The organism is Gordonia sp. QH-12 (assembly GCF_001578675.1).
Classification (GTDB): Bacteria; Actinomycetota; Actinomycetes; order Mycobacteriales; family Mycobacteriaceae; genus Gordonia; species Gordonia sihwensis.
Genome location: NZ_KQ969291.1, coordinates 87,634 through 107,259, shown reverse-complemented (window position 1 = coordinate 107,259; position 19,626 = coordinate 87,634). Strand labels below are relative to the sequence as shown.

The following is a 19,626-nucleotide window of genomic DNA, read 5'->3' as shown; positions in this document are numbered from 1 at the left end:
CCGGTCAGCTCCCATTCGTGTTGGGGACAGTTACCGACCAGTGTACTTGGTAATCAACCCAGAGCCGCGTTTACCACGCCCCAGTAGCGACGGAGACCGACGAACTTGGTTCAAGCCGGGACCGATCATGGGTCGATCCGGTTTAAAGCCTCTCGTGTCGAAATCGGGCGATCGTTGCGCGGCTCAGCCGTACGTGTCGCGCGGACCGCGTCCGGAGATGTGCCGCGGCCCCTTCCGCCAGGACGGCGCCTGGGGGCCGGTGATCCGCAGACTCGTCACCATTCCGTGGCCGATCACCTTCGCGATCTTCGCGATGATCTGACCCTGCATGTACCGCAGCTGTGTGGCCCACGCCGTCGACTCGGCCCTGACGTGCAGGACGGTTCCCTCGAGCCTCGTCGGGTCGGCGTGGGAGGCGATGTCGTCGCCGACGATCGACGGCCACATGCCGAACAGCGCGCCCTCGGAGATGCGGGACTCCCAGCCGTGCTGCTTGGCGACCCTGCCGACCATGCTTCCCAGCGGTTGCGGGTCGCGAGGGTCCGGACCTGCTCCTGACCAGCGCCGACGCGATCGATCACTGGTCCGGCGCCTGCTTCTGATGGGTGCTGACCGTCCCATGCCGACGGGTTTGCCCTGAGCGCGGGCCAGCGCCCGGGCCTCTTCCAGAGCAGCCCTCGCGAGGTCGTACCCCGACAGCCCCTCCGGCTGCACAGTGGGTTTCTCGTCAGTCATCATCACTCCCCTCGTCCGGAGCGGTATCCGCGCCGGACGCCCCGGCCGAGGTCGGTCCCCCTTCGGGCGCGTCGTCGGCGGTCACCACCGAGTGCCTGCGACCATCATCGTCGGTGACTCCGACACAGATCCGGCGTCCGCCGATCGATTCGGGGATGTCGTCGGCGACGGCGGCGGTGATCAGCAGCTGATCGGCGCCGGAGGTGAACTCGGCCAGCAGTCTGCGCCGGGTGACGTCGAGTTCGGCGAAGACGTCGTCGAGCATGATGATCGGTTCGACGCCGTCGGCCCGCAGCAGTTCGACACTGCCGAGCCGCAGCGACAGCGCGAACGACCAGCTCTCGCCGTGGCTGGCGAAACCCTTCGCGGGTTCGTCGCCGAGACCGAGCAGGAGGTCGTCGCGGTGCGGTCCCACCAGGCACATCCCCCGCTCGATCTCCTTGCTGCGCAGTTCGGCGAGACGCTCGGCGAGGATGTCGCGGATCGCGGGCACCGCGTCGTCACCGCCTGGGCTGGCGTCGACGGCGGCGCCGGCGGCGGACCGGTACGAGATGTGCGCGGGCCTCGAGTGCGGGGCGATCGACGAGTAGGCCTCGGTGACGAACGGGGCGAGCTGCCGCACCACCGCGATGCGGGAGGCGGTGACCTGCGCACCCGTCTCGGCGAGTTGGGCGTCCCACACGTCCAGGGTGCCGAGCACCGAATCGGCCTGTGACCCGCCCCGGCGCATCGCCGCACTCGCAGTCTTGAGCAGCGCGGATCGCTGTCGGAGAACCCGGTCGTAGTCGGCCTTCGCGCCCGCCGCGAGCGGTCGCAGCTGCGCCACCAGTTCGTCGATGAAGCGGCGACGCTCCCCCGGTTCGCCGCGCACGAGTGCGAGGTCCTCGGGTGCGAACAGCACCGCACGCAGGATTCCGAGCACTTCGCGGGTGCGCCGAACCGGTCGCGTGTTGATCGTCGCCTTGTTGGCGCCCTGGGCCGGGATCGTCAGCTCGACGGTGAGTTCGCGGCCGTCGTTCTCCACCGTTGCTGTCACCCGAGCCGCCTCGGCGTCGGTCCGCACCAGCGGAGCGTCGGACGAGACCCGATGCGAGCGCAGGGTCGCGACATAGAACAGCGATTCGAGGAGATTGGTCTTGCCGAAACCGTTGCGACCGACGAAGACCGTGGTCCCGGGCGACAACGTGAACTGCGCGTGCGGCCAGGACCGGAAGTCGCGCAGAGTCAGCTCGCGAACGAACAACGAACCGCTACCTCGCCGTCACGAGTTCGGCGTTGCGGGCTCGCCGGAGCTCTGACCACCGGTCTCGTCGATGCTCTGACCACCGGTCTCGTCGGAGCTCTGACCAGCGGTCTCGCCGATGCTCTGACCAGCGGTGTCGATCATCGCGTGGCCGCCGAACTGGTTCCGCAGAGCCGAGACGGCCTTCAGCGCCGGCGACTCGTCCTGCCGCGAGGCGAATCGGGCGAAGAGTGCCGCCGAGATCACGTTCGCGGGCACCGCATGCCTGATCGCCTCCTCCACCGTCCAGCGACCTTCGCCGGAATCAGTGGTGTAATCCGAGATCCCGGCGAGGCCGGGATCGGCGTCCAGCGCCCGGACCAGCAGTTCCAGCAGCCACGACCGCACCACCGTACCCTGGGTCCAGGCCCGGAGCGTGCCCGTCACATCTTCGATCAGCGGCTCGGCATCGAGCAGTTCGTACCCCTCGGCGTAGGCGTGCATCAGCCCGTACTCGACGCCGTTGTGCACCATTTTCGCGTAGTGACCGGCGCCGACGGGGCCGGCGTGCACGAAGCCGTCTTCACGCTCTCCGTCCGGACGGAGAGCGTCGAAGATCGGCATCACCGTCTCGACGTCGGCCTTTGAGCCGCCGACCATGAGACCGTAGCCGTTCTCGAGACCCCACACGCCACCCGAGACTCCGCAGTCGAGGTACCCGATACCGCGCTCGGCGAGCAGATCCGCGTGGGGCCGATCGTCGGAGTAGTGCGAGTTGCCGCCGTCGATGACGATGTCGCCCGGAGCGAGAAGATCGGCGAGAGCGGCGACGTTCTGCCTGGTGATGTCCCCGGCGGGAACCATCAGCCACACTGCGCGCGGAGTCGACAACGCTCCGACCATCGCCTCGAGGCTCTCCGCATCCGACACCTCCGGCCGCGGGTCGTAGCCGACCACCTCGTGTCCGGCGGCCCTCAGTCGGGTGCGCATGTTGGCGCCCATCTTGCCGAGTCCTACGAGTCCGAGTTGCATGGCGTCCTCTCCGGGAAGGGATTCAGGTCGGCTGCAGAGGCTCAGCCCGGGAGACGGACCGGCATCAGCAGATAGCTGAATTCGCTCGCCGACGCGGCGTAAGCACCCGACTCGTCGGCGGCCGGCTCGTCACCGGACGACGGCCGCAGCACCGCCGGGCGGATCGCCGCGCGACGCTGGCCCGAGCCGTCCGGTTCCGGGTTGGTGAACCCGAACTCCACCGTGTCGGTGCCGATCGCCGCCAGTCCGTCGAGCAGATAGTGGGGGTTGAACGCGATGATGATCGGTTCGCCGTAGAACTGGACAGGCAGCTCTTCCTCGGCCTTTCCGGCTTCGTCGCCGCCCGCGGTGAGCAGCACCGAGTCGCTGGAGAAGTCGAGCCGCACCTGGGCGCCGCGTTCGGCCACCAGTGAGACGCGCTTGATGGATTCGATCAGCGGGGCGCTCTCGACCACCGCGATCGAGGTGTGGTTGGCCGGAAACAGCTGGCGGAACTTCGGGAACTCCGCGTCCAGGAGCCGGGTGGTGGTCTTCTTCGCGTTGTCGGTGATGCCGAGCATCCCCTCGGAGCCGATCGCGTTCACGGCGCCGAACGCGAGTTCGACGTTGCCGGTGGCGTCGGCGCCGGCCGACTTCGCGGCTTCGGAGAGGGTCTTGGCGGGAACGAGCGCCGCACCGGCCGCACTCGCATCCGCCGGGTTCCACTGCAGCTCGCGGACCGCGAGCCGGAAGCGGTCGGTGGCCGCGAGAACCACTTTGTCGCCGTCGATCTCGACGCGAACACCGGTCAGCATCGGCAGGGTGTCGTCCTTGCCCGCGGCCACGGCCACCTGCGAGACGGCTTCGGAGAACAGCTCTGCAGGAACCGATCCGGTGTTCTGCGGCACTTCGGGCAGCTCGGGGTAGTCCTCGACCGGCATCGTCGGCAGCGAGAACTTGGCACTGCCGCAGCTGATCGCGACGCGGCTGCCGTCGATCGTGACGTCGACCGGCTTGTTGGGCAGCGCCTTGGTGATGTCGGCGAGCAGCCGGCCCGAGACCAGGGCTTTTCCGCCTTCGGCGACTTCGGCCGAGATGGTCTGGGTGGCCGAGACCTCGTAGTCGAAACCGGCTACCTGGAGTCCGTGCTCGTCCGCGGTCAGGACGACGCAGCCGAGAACAGGGACGGGCGGCCGGGAAGGCAGGCTCCGGGCCACCCACGCGACAGCATCGGCGAACTCGTCACGCACGACACGAAACTTCATCGGTGGTGTAACCCCTTCTCGACATGCCGGGTCTGGCGCAGGGTGCAGCAGGGCCCGGCGGTGGTTGGTCGCAGAACCCCACTGTAGAGCGCTTCGGCCTCGGATGCGGAACCGGATCGATAACTCGGTCGCGACTTCGGAGCGTCCGGCGAAGCGGACGCGGTCGCGCGGTCGCCGCAGGCTGTGTATGCACACAGCTTCTTTTAAAAGATGTTCTTCAAAGAAGAAATCTTCTTAGTAATAGGCGGTGTGAGTTCTGTGGGTAACAGCTCGTCTGTGCTGGTCACGGCCTCCGACGAGGTGTGGACTCCCGGTGGACGAGGGCGGTGGATGAATCGGGGCGGTTGTGGACGGATCTAACTGTTCAACCGACACGCACCTGTTGTCCACAGAAATCGCCCCTGTTGTCACCAGATCATCCACACGTGCGACGCACGCGCGTCCTGGGCTTTTCCATGGGGTCCCCCTCGCGGAGGAATCGTGAAAAAAGTCGGCGGCGGACTCGTCAGAGTCTGCCGCCGACGTCGAGAGTGCGCGCCAGTGTACCGATCAGCGGTTCGCGCGCTGCTTGATGCGCGCGGTCAACTCCTGCACTTGGTCGTAGATGTTGCGGTTCTCATGCATCTCCTTGCGGATCTTCTTGTCCGCATGCATCACCGTGGTGTGGTCGCGATCGAAGGTCTCACCGATCTTCGGCAACGACAGATCCGTCAGCTCACGGCACAGATACATCGAGATCTGCCGCGGCAGCGTCAGTGCACGGACCTTGCTCGGACCGCAGAGATCGTCGATCGAGAGATCGTAGAAGTCAGCGGTCACCGCCACAATGCTCGCGGCGCTCACGTCCATCGGACCCGAGTCCGGGATCAGCGCCTTGAGCACCACCTCTGCCAGGGTGATGTCGAGTTCTGTGTTGTTGAGAGAGGCGAACGCGGTCACTCGGATGAGGGCGCCCTCCAGCTCGCGGATGTTGCGCTCGATCTTCGACGCGATCAGTTCGAGGACGTCGTCCGGTGCCGCGAGCTTGTCCATCTGGGCCTTCTTGCGGAGGATCGCGATGCGCGTCTCCAGGTCCGGTGGCTGGACGTCGGTGATGAGGCCCCACTCGAACCGGGTGCGGAGCCGGTCCTCGAGTGTCGCGAGCTGCTTGGGCGGCCGGTCGGAGGAGACGACGATCTGCTTGTTCGCATTGTGCAGCGTGTTGAACGTATGGAAGAACTCCTCCTGGATGCCCTCCTTGCCCTCCAGGAACTGGATGTCGTCGATCAACAGCATGTCGATGTCGCGGTACCTGCGCTTGAAGGCGACGCGGCGGTCGTCGCGCAGAGAGTTGATGAAGTCGTTGGTGAACTCCTCGGTCGACACGTACTTCACGCGCATGCCGGGGAAGAGTCGTTGCGAGTAGTGGCCCGCGGCGTGCAGCAGGTGGGTCTTGCCCAGGCCGGACTCGCCCCAGATGAACATCGGGTTGTAGGCGCGCGCCGGATTCTCGGCCACGGCCACGGCCGAGGCGTGTGCGAATCGATTCGACGCGCCGATGACGAAGGTGTCGAAGGTGTACTTCGGATGCAGTGAGGTGGTGCCGTTGTCTGGTGCGCTCGTCTCTCGCTGCTCGAAGTAGTTCGACCACTCGCGCGGTTCCACCGGACGCGACGGCGGCGCCGACTGCGGGTAGTTCAGCGCCGCGAGCTGCTCGTCGGACGGGATCGCGGGACTCGCGGGATAGGTCGGTGTCGGGATCGCCGGGCCGGCGGCGTTCGCGGCGTCGTACGGGGAGCTCGGAACGAATGGTTCCGGTGTGACGTTTGTTGCACCTGTGGCGCCTGAGTGTGGATGAGTATCCCCAGCCGCTTCCGCACCATCCACGGGCTGGGGAGAGATCTCCTCCGGCTCGGCGACGCGGACCGCGATGTCGACGCTCTGGCCGAGGTGTCGACTGAGTGTGAGGCGCACCGCGTCGCGCAGATTCCGTTCGATCTGCTCCTGCACGAGCGTGTTGGGGACGGCCAGCAGTGCGAATCCTTCGATCATCGTCAGCGGCTGGACCAGCGACAACCAGGCTCGTTGCTGTCGGGTGAGCGGCTCCACCTCGGCCGGACCGGTGTTGGCCGACAGATCAGCGACGACTGCGTTCCAGATGTCGGAGAATGACTCCCGGTCGCCGGCCACTGGCTCCCCCTCGTTTGGTCGAATCGGATCGTTTCAGACCTAGAGGGTGCCACGAACGCGGGTCTCGGCGCGAGTTGTCCACAAAGTTGTCCACACCTGTGGATTGTTCTGTGAACAAATCCCACAGGTGTAATTCGGGTCTGGAGATATCTGCAGGTAACCCGTCGTTTGATTTGGTTTCCGGGGGCCAGTACCCTCGAAAGGTCGCCTGTACATGGACTGCGGTAACGCGCGCTCATCACGAGCTCGGCCCCGGCCGATCCATGAGGGGCCGAAGACCGCCTGCAGTTCCAACACGAGGAGTTTCCAGTGGCCAAGGGGAAGCGCACCTTCCAGCCGAACAACCGTCGTCGCGCTCGCGTGCACGGCTTCCGTCTGCGTATGCGGACTCGCGCCGGTCGCGCCATCGTGAACGCACGTCGTTCCAAGGGCCGCGCCAAGCTGACCGCCTGAGTCGCGAATCCGGCCCGGGCAATCGGTGTCGGCCGACTCGGCGCGGATTTCTAGGAAGTCCGATTTCACCCGCACACTCTCCAAGGGTGTGCGGGTTTCGGCACGTGATCTGACAGTTCACGTGGCGCCGGTCGCACCGGCGTGGCCGGACGGGAGTCGATTGCGCCCGGACGTGGCCCTGCACGGTGGGCCGTGGCTCGGCCTGATCATCTCGAAGAAGGTCGGTAACGCCGTGATCCGTCACAGGACCGCACGACGCCTTCGTCGTGCCTTCGCCGAGAGTGCGCCTTCGGTGCTCCCGCCGGAGACCTTCGTGGTACTGCGAGCGCACCCCGGAATCGTGGATCGTTCGAGTTCCGAACTGGCCGAGACGCTGCGCGGCGCGTTCGCCCACCGCAAGGTGGCCGCTGCCTGTGCGCGTGCGGACCGGGGAACGGTCGTCCCATGAGTCTCGGACAGCGGCTCTATCGTCTCCCGCGGGCGAGCTTGATCTTCGTCATCGAGCTCTACCGGACGTGGATCTCGCCGACTCGAATGCCCACCTGTCGGTTCGAACCCACCTGCAGCGGCTACGCCGTCGAAGCGCTCGACAAACACGGATTCGTGTGGGGCTCGGTACTCGCGACGTGGCGCCTGCTGAAGTGCGGCCCGTGGCACAAGCCCGGTTACGACCCGGTCCCCGAACGAGGACCCGTGGAGTGGCTGCGCAGCAAGACTTCAAACAGTGGTGCCACCGCACCAACTTCAGATAGGGGTAAGTGAGCCGTGCTCAACTTCATCTACTACCCGGTGTCCTGGATCATGTGGGTCTGGCACTGGCTGTTCGACAGCATCATGCCGAACTCCCCCGGCTGGGACGGAATAGCGTGGGCCCTGTCGGTGGTGTTCCTGGTCTTCACCCTCCGCGCGATTCTGTACAAGCCGTTCGTAAAGCAGATCCGCACGACGAAGCAGATGCAGGAAATCAACCCGCAGATGCAGGCGATTCGCAAGAAGTACGCCAACGACCGGGTCAAGATGACCGAGGAGATGCAGAAGCTCCAAAAGGAGCACGGCTTCAATCCACTCCTCGGGTGTCTGCCGATGTTCATGCAGATCCCGGTCTTCATCGGTCTGTTCCACGTGTTGCGTTCGTTCAACCGGATGGGTGCGGGCACCTCGATGCCGATCGGCGGTTCGGCCAGCGGCGGCATGACTGCCGAGCAGACCCGCAATACCGCCAACTACGTCTTCAGTGCCGACCAGGTGCAGAACTTCCTGGATGCGCGACTGTTCGGTGTTCCGCTCTCGTCGTACATCACCGAACCGGTCGACCAGTTCAAGGCGTTCGTCGATCCTGGCCAGCCCATCGACTTCTCGCGCTGGCAGATCGCCGCCGTGGTGATCCCGCTGATGATCGTGGCCTCGATCGCCACGCATATGAACTCGCGGGCCTCGGTCGCGCGGCAGAGTGCTGAGGCGATGGACAATCCTCAGACACGGATCATGAACAAGCTCGCACTGTACGTCTTCCCGCTGGGCATTCTGGTCACTGGTCCGTTCTTCCCGGTCGCCATCCTCCTGTACTGGGTCAGCAACAACCTCTGGACCTACGGCCAGCAGCACATCGTCTTCGGACGCATCGCACGTGAAGAAGAAGAGGCGAAGGCCGCGAAGGAAGAGCGGCTCAGGGCCGCAGCACCGAAGCCCGGCGCCCGACCCGACAAGACGAAGAGGGCACCGACCACGGTTGCGGTCGTCGACGGTGAAGTGGACGACGCGTCAGATGAGACGAAGTCCGCCGGCGGCAAGAAGTCGAGTCCAGCCAAGCGCCAGGGCACGACCAAGCCGGCGGCCAACAAGCCGTCTCCCGGGCAGAAGCCGAGTCAAGCGAAGCCGGGCGGAGCCAGGAAATCCGGCAGCAAGCGCAATAAGAAGAAGGGTCGGCCCGGCGGCCGTTGACGGCGCCGCGACTCATTCAGACGTTTCCATTAAGTGAGGTAGAAGATGACGGACCAGACTGTGTCGAGTGACGACACTGAACAGGTCGATCCTGTGGAGCCCATCGAGCAGGACGCTGATCTCGACGAGATCGATGAAGAGGATCAGTTGGTCGAGGAGGGCGAGATCGCCGGCGACTATCTCGAGCAGTTGCTCGACATTCTCGACTTCGACGGCGACATCGATCTCGACGTCGACGGTGACCGAGCGATCGTCAGCATCGACGGCGGCAAGGACCTGACCAAGCTCGTCGGTCGCAACGGCGAGGTGCTCGACTCACTCCAAGAGCTGACGCGACTGGCTGTGCAGCAGTCGACCGGTGACCGCAGCCGCTTGATGCTCGACATCAGCCGCTGGCGTGCTGATCGCCGCGACCGTCTCGCTCGCATCGGCAACGAGGTCGCCGAGCGTGTGCGGGATTCGGGCGAGAGTGAGTCGCTCGACCCGATGACTCCCTTCGAGCGGAAGATCGTGCACGACGCCGTCGCCGCGGTTGACGGAGTTTACAGCGAGAGTGAGGGGGCGGAGCCGAACCGCCGTGTGGTCGTCATCAAGGAATGACGACTCCCCTGATCCGGGGTTAGCCCCGGTTGGATATCCGCAGACGATCCCCGCAACGCTCTGACAACAGGGTGTCGCGGGGATCGTCTTTTCGACACAGTGACTTTATGGGTCCAGGGTCTAAGGCCTTGTCTGAAACTCTCCCATTCGGTTGTTTTGACTTACGTCAGTGTGATTCTCCGGGTCGGCGTCATCAGATGCTCTGAGCGCGTTTCACGTGAAACCCGCGCCCGCGTCCGACTGTCCAGCTCGATCAGCGCTGTTCGCGGCTGGCCCTGTGTTTCACGTGGAACAAGACCAGGGGCTGAAGCTCCGGTCGACGGGTGGCGTCAGGTTGTGGGTTAGATCGGCAACCTGTGGAAATCGGTTCCCGACGTCGGGTGGCGGGTCGGTGCGGACTAAACTGAATGAGGCTGTCCGGCTACGGTGCGAAGTCTGTCCTCAGATGTGTGCTTGCCCTGAGCGTGTCCGCTCCCCTAGCAGGGTGGCCGGTAGTTGTCTCGATCGTGGATCTGCTGCGTGCTTCAGGATCGCGGCTCGCGAGCGGAGCGGGTTTCACGTGAAACCACTCAACCGATCGGGCACCACAACGGCCGTGTTCCACGTGGAACATCGAAGGGATGAATAGATGTCAGAGGATGACCCGACGCCGGCGGCTGCCGAATCGACGCCGGAGATCGCTGCGGCCATATTCGGCGAACGACTGCCGCCGGCCGAGAAGTACGCGCAGATTCTGTCTGAGGAGGGCGTGGTCCGCGGACTCATCGGTCCCCGTGAACTGCCGCAACTCTGGACCAGGCACCTGCTCAACTGTGCCGTTGTCTCCGAGGAGATTCCGGATGGTGCGAGCGTCATCGACATCGGGTCCGGCGCGGGCTTGCCCGGTATCCCCCTCGCGATCGCTCGTCCGGACTTGGCGGTCACTCTCATCGAGCCGTTGCTTCGCCGGACCACCTTTCTTGAGGAAGTGGTCTCCGGGCTTCCACTCGACAACGTGACGGTGGTACGCGGTCGCGCCGAAGAGAAGGCGGTGCTGAAGGCCGTGGAGCCGGCGGATGTAGTCACGTCGCGGGCTGTCGCGCCGCTGGAACGGCTGGCGAAATGGTCCGCTCCCCTGATCCGAGGAGGCGGCAGATTGGTCGCATTGAAGGGGCAGTCTGCGCCTGACGAGATCGCTCGCGATTGGGAGAAGGTGATGAGGTCCGGGATCCGGGATCTGGCAGTGGCTCAATGCGGGACGATGCTGGAGACGCCGACCACGTTGATAGTCGGGCGGCGGAATGAGACAGCACGTGATGCGCGGGCGGCCCGTCGGGCTGCCCGCCGGAACTGATGGAGGCTCAAGAATTGGTGTCATTTCGCCGGAGGGCGCACAATGGAAGCACTGACCGAAGGAGTTCCGGGGTGCCCAACCACGAGCCCAGCGTTTCACGTGAAACGCCACCAGTACCGCCAGTGCAGAGCTACGACGACACCCCGATAGCGACCGCAGCAGCCCGCGCGAGCCAGGTTTTGACCCCCGGCGGCACCGGCAGGCTCCCCCGACCGCCACAGCCGCGGGTGATGACTATCGCGAACCAGAAGGGTGGAGTCGGAAAGACGACATCCGCCGTGAACCTTGCGGCCGGCCTCGCGCTGCACGGCCTCGGGGTCCTGGTCATCGATCTCGATCCGCAGGGTAATGCGAGTACGGCCCTGGGCATCGACCATCGCAAGCCGGGAATCGCGTCTGTATACGAGATGCTTCTCGACGACGTGCCGCTGCGGGAAGCGATCCAGAAGTCGCCGGCGAACGATCGGTTGTACTGCGTGCCGTCAACTCTCGATCTCGCCGGCGCCGAGATCGAGTTGGTTTCCGTCGTAGCGCGCGAGAGTCGCCTGCGAAATGCCCTCGATCCGGCCGTGCTGGCCGAGCTCGAGATCGACTACGTGCTGATCGACTGCCCTCCGTCGCTCGGGCTGTTGACGGTCAACGCGATGGTCGCGGCCCGTGAAGTCCTCATTCCGATCCAGTGCGAGTATTACGCGCTCGAGGGCGTGGGCCAGCTGCTGCGGAATATCGAACTCGTCCAGGCACATCTGAACAAGGAACTGCATGTGTCGACCATTCTGTTGACCATGTATGACGGCCGCACCAAGCTCGCGGATCAGGTGGCTGCGGAGGTTCGGAATCACTTCGGCGACAAGGTGCTGTCGACGATCATTCCCCGCAGTGTGAAGGTCTCCGAAGCTCCGGGCTTCGGTATGACGATCATCGAGTACGACCCGGGTTCACGTGGATCCATGAGTTATCTCGACGCCGCCCGTGAGCTGGCGGAGCGAGGCGCTGCTGTAGGAGGAACGGTATGAGTCAGCGAGACACTCAACGTCGCGGAGGTCTGGGACGAGGTCTGGCAGCACTGATTCCTACGGGGCCGAGCGATGACGATCACGGTGTGAATACCACGAAGATGGGTTCCGCCGCCGCGGACGTCGTCATCGGTGGCGGATCACCGAAGGTCGGTGCTGCGGTGGCGGAGAAGCCATCGTCGGATCTCCTCGCGCCGACCGGTCCCGCGCCCTCAGCGTCACAGGCCTCTTCCGCGAGCGGTGGAGCAGACGAGATCGGCGCCGTCTACCGTGAGATCGCACCGAGCGATATCGAGCCGAACCCGAAGCAGCCGCGCACAGTCTTCGACGAGGAGGCGCTCTCCGAACTCGAGCACTCGATTCGGGAGTTCGGTCTCATGCAACCGATCGTGGTGCGGGAGCTCCCCTCCCCCGGCGCGAATGGCGCGCGCTATCAGCTCATCATGGGCGAACGACGGTGGCGCGCCGGCAGCAATGTGGGCCTGGAGACCATCCCGGCCATCGTTCGGGAGACCCCGGATGGCGATCTGCTCCGAGACGCTCTGCTGGAGAACATTCACCGAGCACAGCTGAACCCACTCGAAGAGGCCGCCGCCTATCAGCAGTTGCTCGAAGAGTTCGACGTGACACACGAAGAGCTCGCCACTCGGCTCGGTCGATCACGCCCGGTGATCACCAACATGATCCGGCTGCTGCGGCTCCCGATTCCGGTCCAGCGCAGGGTTGCGGCCGGTGTCCTCTCCGCCGGGCATGCTCGCGCACTCCTCGCTCTGGAAGCGGGTGCCGACGCACAGGAGGCACTGGCGGCGCGGATCGTCGCGGAGGGACTGTCGGTCCGAGCCACGGAGGAAGCAGTCACTCTCGCGAATCGGGACGGCGTCGACGACAAGCCCGCCGCGAAGAAGCGGAAGCCGATGGAGATGCCGGGGCTGCAGGATGTGGCGAACCGGCTGTCCGATCGTCTCGATACCAAGGTGACGGTGAGCCTGGGTAAGCGGAAGGGACGCGTATCGATCGAATTCGGATCGGTCGACGATCTGGAGCGGATCGTCAATGTGATCGCCGAACAGACCGAAAAGTAGTCCCGCAAAGGGGTATACGAGAATACGTGGCTGTTTCGTCACTGTGACGGCGTCCATGTGTGGCGCTAAACCTTGACGATCTTCCGCCGCGAGAAGGAGGAGACCGCAGCGATGGGTCTGTCTGTGGTGCCACTGGAGCTCGAAGACTTCGAGACTCTGCCGCTGCATTCCCGTCGTTGCGTCTTCTGGGAGGTCGATCGGACCGGTGGGTCGCCCGCGATCGACACGGTGATCACCGGAGGTGATAAGCGCACGGACTCCGCCGGACCCGAGAGTGAGTTCGACAAAGAGGCTTGGCTGTCGGGACTGCTGCTGGAATGGGGTGTGTGCTGTCAGGTCGCTGTGGAACCCACGACCGGACGAGTCGTCGGTGCCGCCTTCTACTCCCCGCCGGGACGGGTGCCCCGCGCGCAGCACTTCCCCACCGCCCCGGTCGGTGCGGATGCCGTTCTACTCACTACGATTCGCATGGAACCGGGCTTCGAGAGCGAGTCGACGGCACTGCTCGACGCCGTCGTGGCCGACCTCGTCCGGCGCGGAGTGCGCGCGGTGGAGGCGTTCGGTTTCAGCGGCGACGACGAGTCCCTCGCGATGGATCTGGTGACGTTGCTTCTCGGCAGCGGCCTGGCCGCTGACGTGTGCCGCCGGTGCATTCTGCCGACCCGACTGCTGACGGACTTCGGGTTCGAGGTGGTCGCCGACGACCCGTACCTGCCGCGTCTGAGGCTCGAACTCGACGAGGGCCTGGGTTGGAAGAGCCAGGTGGAGCGTGCGCTCCGGAAACTGGTGGAGACCCCGCCGGCGGAAATGCTGGCGGACCCGATCAGTCAGCCGGTGACCTGTTCTGCCGCAAGCAGTTCGGCGAACGTGTAAGTTCCGGTCGGCCGGTCGTTCTCACCGAGCAGGTACAGCCGCTTGACTGCGACCAGGACGGCTTCGGCGATGGTGTCGCGGATGGCGGGGTCGCTCAGCTGCGCGGCGTCGTGAGGATTGGTGATGTAGCCGGCTTCGATCACGATGACCGGCATCCGCGTGGAGCGCAGGATGTTCCAGGTCCGTGGGTGGCTGCGGCAGTCGAGGAAGCCGGTGCGTGCCACGATCTCCCGCTGGATGTACCCGGCGAGATTGCGCCCGATCGTGGAGTAGGAACCGTGCGTGTTGCCGAAGTAGAACGTCGCGAGCCCGCTGGCCTTCTCGTTCGGGTAATGGCCGGTTCGCAACGAGATCATCAGGTCGACATCGGCGAGATTGGCCACCCGCACACGGTCGTCGTCGGTCGGGGTCGTCTTCGCGTCATGCGACAGGAATGTCTCCATACCCGCGGCGGACATCCGGCCCTCGAGACGGGCCGCCAGATCCCAGAGCAGGGTGTTCTCGTTCCCGATGGGGCTCTCGTCGCCGGGATCGATCAGAATTCGCTTACCGGTGAGCTGCGGACCGGACTTGCGAACGTGCTCCTCCTCGCGGATCGCGTGCGGCGAGCCGCCGGTGACGCGGGTGCCGAGACGTTCCAGTGATCGCAGCGTCGCGGGCCCGCAGATGCCGTCGGACGAGAGACCGTACTCGGTCTGGTACAGGCAGACGGCGTGGTGCGTCACCTCGCTGAAGATTCCATCCACCAGTCCGTGGTAGTAGCCGAGATTCTGCAGGCGCGACTGGAGCGTGGCGACGTCGTCGCCCGTCATCGGCGCGGAGAGCCGGTAGAGCAGAATGCGGGCGCCCAGACGGTACGAGGCTTCGCGCAGGGCGGTGTAGGTGGCGTATCCGACGATCCCGTCGACGATCAGTCCGCGTTCCTGCTGGAAGGCGCGCACCGCACGGTCGCAGGCCTTGTCGAAGACCGCCTCGGGCGGCGACCAGGGGCCCTGCGTGGTGGACGGCGGGGTGGGTGCAGCGTCGGGCAGTAATCCACGGGTGGCCAGAATGGCCCTGATCTCGGCTACCGCAGAACCGTGGTCCCCCAGACGCAACACCTGCATACGTACTTCCCACTCTCTCGATACCGCCGACCCGGACCGAGGCATTGCTGATCCGAGACTCGCACCATTCTCTCAGCCAGCGCCGGGCGCGACAAATGATCGCGCCGTTCTGTGACGATCGGCCCACGGCCCGGGTGCGGGCGTGGGCCGATCGGCAGCGATGTCAGGCGAGGACGTCGGACAGTTCGCGAAGCAGAGCCGCCTTGGGCTTGGCGCCCATGATGGTCTTGACCGGCTTACCGCCGGAGAAGAGCATGAGCGTGGGAATGCTCATGATCTGGTACTCGCGGGCGACGTTCGGGTTCTGGTCGACGTCGACCTTCGCGACGGTCAGCTTGTCGCTGTTGTCGCGGGCGATCTCCTCGAGCACCGGAGCCACCATTTTGCAGGGGCCGCACCAGGTGGCCCAGAAGTCGACGAGGACGGGCTTGGACCCGGAGGCCTCGATCACGTCGCCGGCGAAGGTCGCGTCGGTGACTGCAACGGTGTTCTCAGACATTCTTCCTCCTGAATGGTCGTCGGCTCGGATGGCCGGCGTGAGGTTCGGTCAGGCGTGGGCCTGGTCGGCGAGCCATCGTTCGGCGTCGATAGCGGCCGAACAGCCGCTGCCGGCGGCGGTGATCGCCTGTCGGTAGGTGTGGTCGACGAGATCGCCGCAAGCGAAGACGCCGGGAAGGTTGGTGTACGTGGTGCGGCCGACGACCTTGACGTAACCGTCGTCGTCGAGCTGGACCTGTCCCTTGACGAGATCGCTTCGCGGATCGTGACCGATCGCGACGAACATTCCCGTCGCGTCGAGCGTCCGGACCTCTCCGGTCTCGGTGTCGGTGAGCTCCAGTTCGGTGACGGTGTTCTCGCCCTTGACCGCCGAGACGGTCGCATTGGTGATGAATCGGATCTTCTCGTTCTCGCGAGCGCGTTCGAGCATGATCTTCGAGGCGCGGAACTCGTCGCGGCGGTGGATCAGCGTGACCGACTTCGCGAACTTGGTCAGGAAGGTCGCTTCCTCCATCGCTGAGTCGCCGCCACCGACCACCGCGATGTCCTGGTCCCGGAAGAAGAAGCCGTCGCAGGTGGCGCATGCGGAGACACCGCGGCCGAGCAGTTCCTGCTCGCCCGGGACGTTCAGATAACGTGCCGCCGCCCCCATCGCGAGGATGACGCTGCGGGCCCGGTGGACTTCGCCGGCGACCTCGACCTCTTTGATCTCGCCCTCGAGCCGCAGGGCGTCGACCTCCTCCATGCGCAGGTCGGCTCCGAAGCGGAGCGCCTGCTCGCGCATCTCGTCCATCAGTTCGGGACCCTGGATCCCCTTCTGGAAGCCGGGGAAGTTCTCGACCTCGGTCGTCGTCATGAGGGCGCCGCCGAAGGAGATGCCCTCGAAGACCAACGGCGACAGTTCGGCCCGGGCAGCGTAGATCGCCGCCGTGTAGCCGGCAGGCCCCGACCCGACGATGATCACGTCATGGATCTGGTTCTGGTTGTCGCTCATCAATCCTCCGTTGTCGCGTAGTCCGCTCGGTGCGGCCTGCATCGTGCGATGACGCCGGGCAGACGCATCAGTCAACACCAGAGTATGGCGCGATGTTCCCGCGTGTGCGTTCCGGTGCGGCGCACCTCACCGAGGAGCCGTTCGGCGCGACGGTTCAGCCACCGGTGAGTCGGTCGATCACGGAATCGAGACGGGCCGCGATCGCATCGGGCATCGGCGCCGCCGACTGCCCGCGTTCTCGCAGCTCCGTCTGCACGCGATCGAGCGCGGCGAGCACTTGAGCGGCGTGCGGATCGGCGGCGAGCCGACTCCGGACGTGTGCGGCGACTTCGGGCTCGAGTGCGTCCGCGTGCAGATCCGCCAGCAGCTCCGTCGAGTACGGCGGCTCAGGCGCGGGGCGGCCCGCCCGGTGCTTCGCTGAAGGAACCATGATCTTTGAGAATCGCCTATCGTCCGTCGTCGCCATCCACACTACTTAGACGCACGTGCCGACGAATCGGTTCCGGCGATGATCTCCGGTGAGTCGGCCGGAGCCCTAACAGTCATCGTCCAGATACTCGAGAACCATCGCGAGCTTGGCCCGGCCGCGGGAGCAGCGGCTCTTGACCGTCCCGCAGGCCACCGACAGGATCGCCGCGGCGTCGCGGATCGAGTATCCGTGATAGTCGACGAGAATGACGGCGTCCCGCTGGTCGGGCGGCAGTACGTCGAGAGCTCGGCCGATCGACAGTCCGACGTCGATCCCGACCGTGTAGTCGCGTTCGTCGGCGAGCAGTGCCGACTCGAACTCGATGAGGGGCATGGTCTCGTGACAGCGGATGCGGCGCAGGCGGTCGAGGCAGGAGTTCACGACGATCTTGTGCAACCAGCTCGACACTGATGCGTCGGCTCGGTAGGAGGTGGCCGTGCGGTAGATGGAGATCCACGCGTCCTGCATCGCGTCCGCGGCGTCGTCCTCATTGCCTGTGGTGCGTAAGGCGATGGCCCAGAGATGATTCCGGTGCCGTTCGTACAGTTCGCGGAACGCTCCGGCGTCGCCCCCGATGTGTGCGCGAAGCAAGTGCGCATCGGTCTTCTGATCGATGATCCCCCGAGTCATGCGACGACACTAAGCGCGAAACAGTGCCGGATTCGAGCTTTTCCTCACTTTGTGGATGGTTGTTGGCGAACCTGTGGACGAATCGCGCGGTGAAGCCGACTTATGCACATCAGAGTGTGTTCTCGAGGCTCTGTCCGCCTCGGTGCCGTTGTCGCCGCCGCTCTTACTAGGCTGGTCTCATGAGCGACGACAAGCCCTTGGCCGCTTGGCGGGCCGCCCGATCGATGGGCCGGATGGCCGTTCCCGGTGAGCTGGCGCTGACCAAGACGCACGTCGTCTTCGAGCCGAAGTCGAAGCGAGCCGCCGGCGCGCGCTTCTCGGTCGCGCTGAAGTTCGTGGCAGCCGTCGGGTCGGCGCCGGGAACCGGCAGGCTGCTCTCCGGCGGCAAGGCCGATCGTCTGTGTCTCACCCTCGGTGACGGTTCGGAGTGGTTGTTCGTGATCGCGGAACTGGACGACGCGTGCACACGGATCCGTGAGCGTCTCACGGCGAACCGCTGACCGTCGCCCGGTGCGACGGCGGCCGGCTCAGCCGAAGATCTTGTCGTAGGTGGCGACGAACATCTCGGTGACCACATCGTGGACCGAGTCCACCTGGAACAGATCGGGGCCGGCCTGCTCGTTGATCGGGTCGGTCAGTGCCATCTGCCAGTCGACGAGCAACTGCGTGATGGCGCCGACGAGGCCGATGGCCGCGAGCTTCTGCTTCGGAGTGGTCGGCCGTCCGTTGCTCGCGAATCCGGCGATCAGATCGGCCCAGTCGTGAATGGCGCCGAGCCGCAACTTCTCGATCTCGGGTGCCACGCCGACCACCTCGATGAGGATGACCCGCGCCCGCCGCGGATCTTCCACGAGACTGTTGATGAAGCCGCCCAATGCCTCCTCGGCGAGGATCGGGATGACAGCCGCCGGAACCGGTCCGTCGGCCACGCCGGCGCGATCGATGACCTCGGTGGCCGCCGCGATCGTCGCGCTGCGAGCGATGTCGACGCAACGCTGGTACACCGCTGCAAGAAGATTCACTCGGTCGGGAAACGACTCGTAGAAGTACCGCTGCGTCAGACCGGCTTCGTCGCAGATCTTCTTGACCGAGACGTTGACGTATCCCTCGGTGCCGAACAACTCCACACCCGCTTCCACGAGCGCGGATCGTCGTTGTTTCTGTCGCTCCGCGGCGGACACACCCCCGTATGTTCGCCCACCACTGTTTTTGTTCATCGAATCAGATTCTACCGCCGAGGCGATTCGGGCCAGGGGTTGGCACCGCATATCTGACACGGTACTGTGTCAAATAAATCGGACGAGAACAATCCGTCCGTGCGTTCTGGAGGGGTGGAGATTGCTGGACTTCCTGCCCGAACCGATGCGGGAGCCGACGGTGCTCGCGATCCCGTTCTTCGCGGTTCTGCTGCTGTTGGAGACCTACGCCGCGGCCAAGTTGGAGCGGGAGGACGGCGACGGCCGGCCGCCCAAGGGCTCCTATGAGCGCAGGGACGCGCGGACGTCGATCCTGATGGGGCTCGTCTCGATCGGGACGTCGGCCTTCTGGAAGTTCGTCGCTCTGTTCGGGTACAGCGCGCTGTTCGCGTACGTCGCGCCGTGGCATCTGCCGGTCGACGCCTGGTACACCTGGGTGATCGGCTTCATCGCTCTCGACTTCCTCTTCTACTGGGAGCACCGGATCGCCCACCGGGTACGCCTGGTCTGGGCCACTCACCAAGCCCACCACTCCAGCGAGTACTTCAATTTCGCGACGGCGCTCCGGCAGAAGTGGAACAACAGCATGGGTATCATCATGTGGGCGCCCCTCCCCCTGCTCGGCTTCCCGCCCGCGGTGGTCTTCGCCGTGTACTCGCTGAACCTCGTCTATCAGTTCTGGATCCACACCGAGCGGATCGACAAGATGTGGAAACCCTTCGAGTTCGTGATGAACACGCCCTCGCACCACCGAGTGCATCACGGCAGCGATCCGGAATACCTCGACCGCAATTACGGCGGCACCTTCATCGTCTGGGACCGGCTCTTCGGCTCGTTCCAGCCCGAACTCGACCGGCCGCACTACGGGCTCACCAAGCCCGTCGAGACCTACAACATCTGGACCCTGCAGACGCACGAGTACGTGAACATCGCCCGCGACGTCCGCGAGGCCCCGTCTCTGCGCGCCAAGCTCGGCTACGTCTTCGGTCCGCCCGGGTGGGCGCCGGCTCCGGAGAAGGTCTCGTCGTGAGCC

The 19,626-nt window shown here is 65.2% G+C and carries 22 protein-coding genes; 11 read left to right on the top strand and 11 right to left on the bottom strand.

Annotated elements, in window-relative coordinates; all coding sequences use genetic code 11:
* Nucleotides 1-183 precede the first annotated feature (183 nt).
* From Y710_RS10690 to dnaA, 5 genes are all read right to left on the bottom strand, one after another.
* Nucleotides 184-735: a DUF721 family protein gene (locus tag Y710_RS10690; RefSeq protein WP_006896772.1), complete on the bottom strand. Its 552-nt coding sequence runs from the start codon at nt 733-735 to the stop codon at nt 184-186.
* Nucleotides 728-1,978, bottom strand: coding sequence for a DNA replication/repair protein RecF (gene recF, locus Y710_RS10685; protein WP_006896771.1), 1,251 nt, complete (start codon nt 1,976-1,978; stop codon nt 728-730). The genes Y710_RS10690 and recF overlap by 8 nt, the downstream gene beginning before the upstream one ends.
* Nucleotides 1,979-1,996: 18 nt before the next feature.
* On the bottom strand, nt 1,997-2,989 hold the full coding sequence (gene gnd / locus Y710_RS10680; protein WP_062367453.1) for a phosphogluconate dehydrogenase (NAD(+)-dependent, decarboxylating): 993 nt from the start codon (nt 2,987-2,989) through the stop codon (nt 1,997-1,999).
* Between the two features lie 41 nt (nt 2,990-3,030).
* Entirely contained in the window at nt 3,031-4,233 is a 1,203-nt protein-coding gene (gene dnaN / locus Y710_RS10675; protein ID WP_062367452.1) for a DNA polymerase III subunit beta, read from the bottom strand.
* Nucleotides 4,234-4,782: 549 nt separating this feature from the next.
* Nucleotides 4,783-6,402: a chromosomal replication initiator protein DnaA gene (gene dnaA, locus Y710_RS10670; protein WP_006896768.1), complete on the bottom strand. Its 1,620-nt coding sequence runs from the start codon at nt 6,400-6,402 to the stop codon at nt 4,783-4,785.
* Nucleotides 6,403-6,711: 309 nt separating this feature from the next.
* Between dnaA and rpmH the strand changes: the two genes are divergently transcribed.
* The 9 genes from rpmH to Y710_RS10630 all read left to right on the top strand — a co-directional run bounded on the left by rpmH (nt 6,712) and on the right by Y710_RS10630 (nt 13,700).
* A complete protein-coding gene (gene rpmH / locus Y710_RS10665) occupies nt 6,712-6,855 on the top strand; it encodes a 50S ribosomal protein L34 (protein WP_006896767.1) in 144 nt (47 codons plus the stop codon).
* A gap of 25 nt (nt 6,856-6,880) precedes the next feature.
* The gene (gene rnpA / locus Y710_RS10660; protein WP_062367451.1) at nt 6,881-7,303 is read left to right on the top strand and encodes a ribonuclease P protein component; all 423 of its coding nucleotides are present in this window, start codon (nt 6,881-6,883) and stop codon (nt 7,301-7,303) included.
* Nucleotides 7,300-7,617: a membrane protein insertion efficiency factor YidD gene (gene yidD, locus Y710_RS18500; RefSeq protein WP_082781294.1), complete on the top strand. Its 318-nt coding sequence runs from the start codon at nt 7,300-7,302 to the stop codon at nt 7,615-7,617. The genes rnpA and yidD overlap by 4 nt, the downstream gene beginning before the upstream one ends.
* A gap of 3 nt (nt 7,618-7,620) precedes the next feature.
* Nucleotides 7,621-8,796: a membrane protein insertase YidC gene (gene yidC / locus Y710_RS10655; RefSeq protein WP_006896764.1), complete on the top strand. Its 1,176-nt coding sequence runs from the start codon at nt 7,621-7,623 to the stop codon at nt 8,794-8,796.
* A gap of 45 nt (nt 8,797-8,841) precedes the next feature.
* Nucleotides 8,842-9,396 carry a Jag family protein gene (locus Y710_RS10650; RefSeq protein WP_062367450.1) on the top strand — a complete coding sequence of 185 codons (555 nt, stop codon included), beginning with the start codon at nt 8,842-8,844 and terminating at the stop codon, nt 9,394-9,396.
* Between the two features lie 628 nt (nt 9,397-10,024).
* On the top strand, nt 10,025-10,729 hold the full coding sequence (rsmG, locus tag Y710_RS10645; RefSeq protein ID WP_062367449.1) for a 16S rRNA (guanine(527)-N(7))-methyltransferase RsmG: 705 nt from the start codon (nt 10,025-10,027) through the stop codon (nt 10,727-10,729).
* A gap of 71 nt (nt 10,730-10,800) precedes the next feature.
* The gene (locus tag Y710_RS10640; RefSeq protein WP_081598115.1) at nt 10,801-11,745 is read left to right on the top strand and encodes a ParA family protein; all 945 of its coding nucleotides are present in this window, start codon (nt 10,801-10,803) and stop codon (nt 11,743-11,745) included.
* Nucleotides 11,742-12,827, top strand: coding sequence for a ParB/RepB/Spo0J family partition protein (locus Y710_RS10635; RefSeq protein WP_006896760.1), 1,086 nt, complete (start codon nt 11,742-11,744; stop codon nt 12,825-12,827). The genes Y710_RS10640 and Y710_RS10635 overlap by 4 nt, the downstream gene beginning before the upstream one ends.
* A gap of 111 nt (nt 12,828-12,938) precedes the next feature.
* Nucleotides 12,939-13,700 carry a hypothetical protein gene (locus Y710_RS10630; RefSeq protein WP_006896759.1) on the top strand — a complete coding sequence of 254 codons (762 nt, stop codon included), beginning with the start codon at nt 12,939-12,941 and terminating at the stop codon, nt 13,698-13,700.
* Here Y710_RS10630 and Y710_RS10625 read toward each other — a convergent pair.
* The 5 genes from Y710_RS10625 to sigM all read right to left on the bottom strand — a co-directional run bounded on the left by Y710_RS10625 (nt 13,655) and on the right by sigM (nt 17,397).
* Entirely contained in the window at nt 13,655-14,806 is a 1,152-nt protein-coding gene (locus Y710_RS10625) for an N-acetylmuramoyl-L-alanine amidase (protein ID WP_006896758.1), read from the bottom strand. The genes Y710_RS10630 and Y710_RS10625 overlap by 46 nt on opposite strands.
* A 163-nt stretch (nt 14,807-14,969) precedes the next feature.
* Nucleotides 14,970-15,305, bottom strand: a complete 336-nt coding sequence (gene trxA, locus Y710_RS10620; RefSeq protein ID WP_006896757.1) for a thioredoxin — start codon at nt 15,303-15,305, stop codon at nt 14,970-14,972.
* A 48-nt stretch (nt 15,306-15,353) separates the two neighbouring features.
* Nucleotides 15,354-16,298 (bottom strand): thioredoxin-disulfide reductase, encoded by a 945-nt coding sequence (trxB, locus tag Y710_RS10615; RefSeq protein WP_006896756.1) that lies wholly within the window; start codon nt 16,296-16,298, stop codon nt 15,354-15,356.
* A gap of 154 nt (nt 16,299-16,452) precedes the next feature.
* Nucleotides 16,453-16,728 (bottom strand): hypothetical protein, encoded by a 276-nt coding sequence (locus Y710_RS10610; RefSeq protein WP_101841504.1) that lies wholly within the window; start codon nt 16,726-16,728, stop codon nt 16,453-16,455.
* 105 nt (nt 16,729-16,833) lie between these two features.
* The gene (gene sigM, locus Y710_RS10605) at nt 16,834-17,397 is read right to left on the bottom strand and encodes an RNA polymerase sigma factor SigM (protein ID WP_006896754.1); all 564 of its coding nucleotides are present in this window, start codon (nt 17,395-17,397) and stop codon (nt 16,834-16,836) included.
* Between the two features lie 179 nt (nt 17,398-17,576).
* Between sigM and Y710_RS10600 the strand changes: the two genes are divergently transcribed.
* Nucleotides 17,577-17,897: a hypothetical protein gene (locus Y710_RS10600; RefSeq protein WP_006896753.1), complete on the top strand. Its 321-nt coding sequence runs from the start codon at nt 17,577-17,579 to the stop codon at nt 17,895-17,897.
* Nucleotides 17,898-17,924: 27 nt separating this feature from the next.
* Here Y710_RS10600 and Y710_RS10595 read toward each other — a convergent pair whose 3' ends face one another.
* Complete coding sequence (locus tag Y710_RS10595) at nt 17,925-18,536, bottom strand: TetR/AcrR family transcriptional regulator (RefSeq protein WP_331709898.1); 612 nt, start codon at nt 18,534-18,536, stop codon at nt 17,925-17,927.
* A 199-nt stretch (nt 18,537-18,735) separates the two neighbouring features.
* Between Y710_RS10595 and Y710_RS10590 the strand changes: the two genes are divergently transcribed.
* Entirely contained in the window at nt 18,736-19,623 is an 888-nt protein-coding gene (locus Y710_RS10590) for a sterol desaturase family protein (protein WP_006896751.1), read from the top strand.
* The last annotated feature ends 3 nt before the right edge of the window (nt 19,624-19,626 follow it).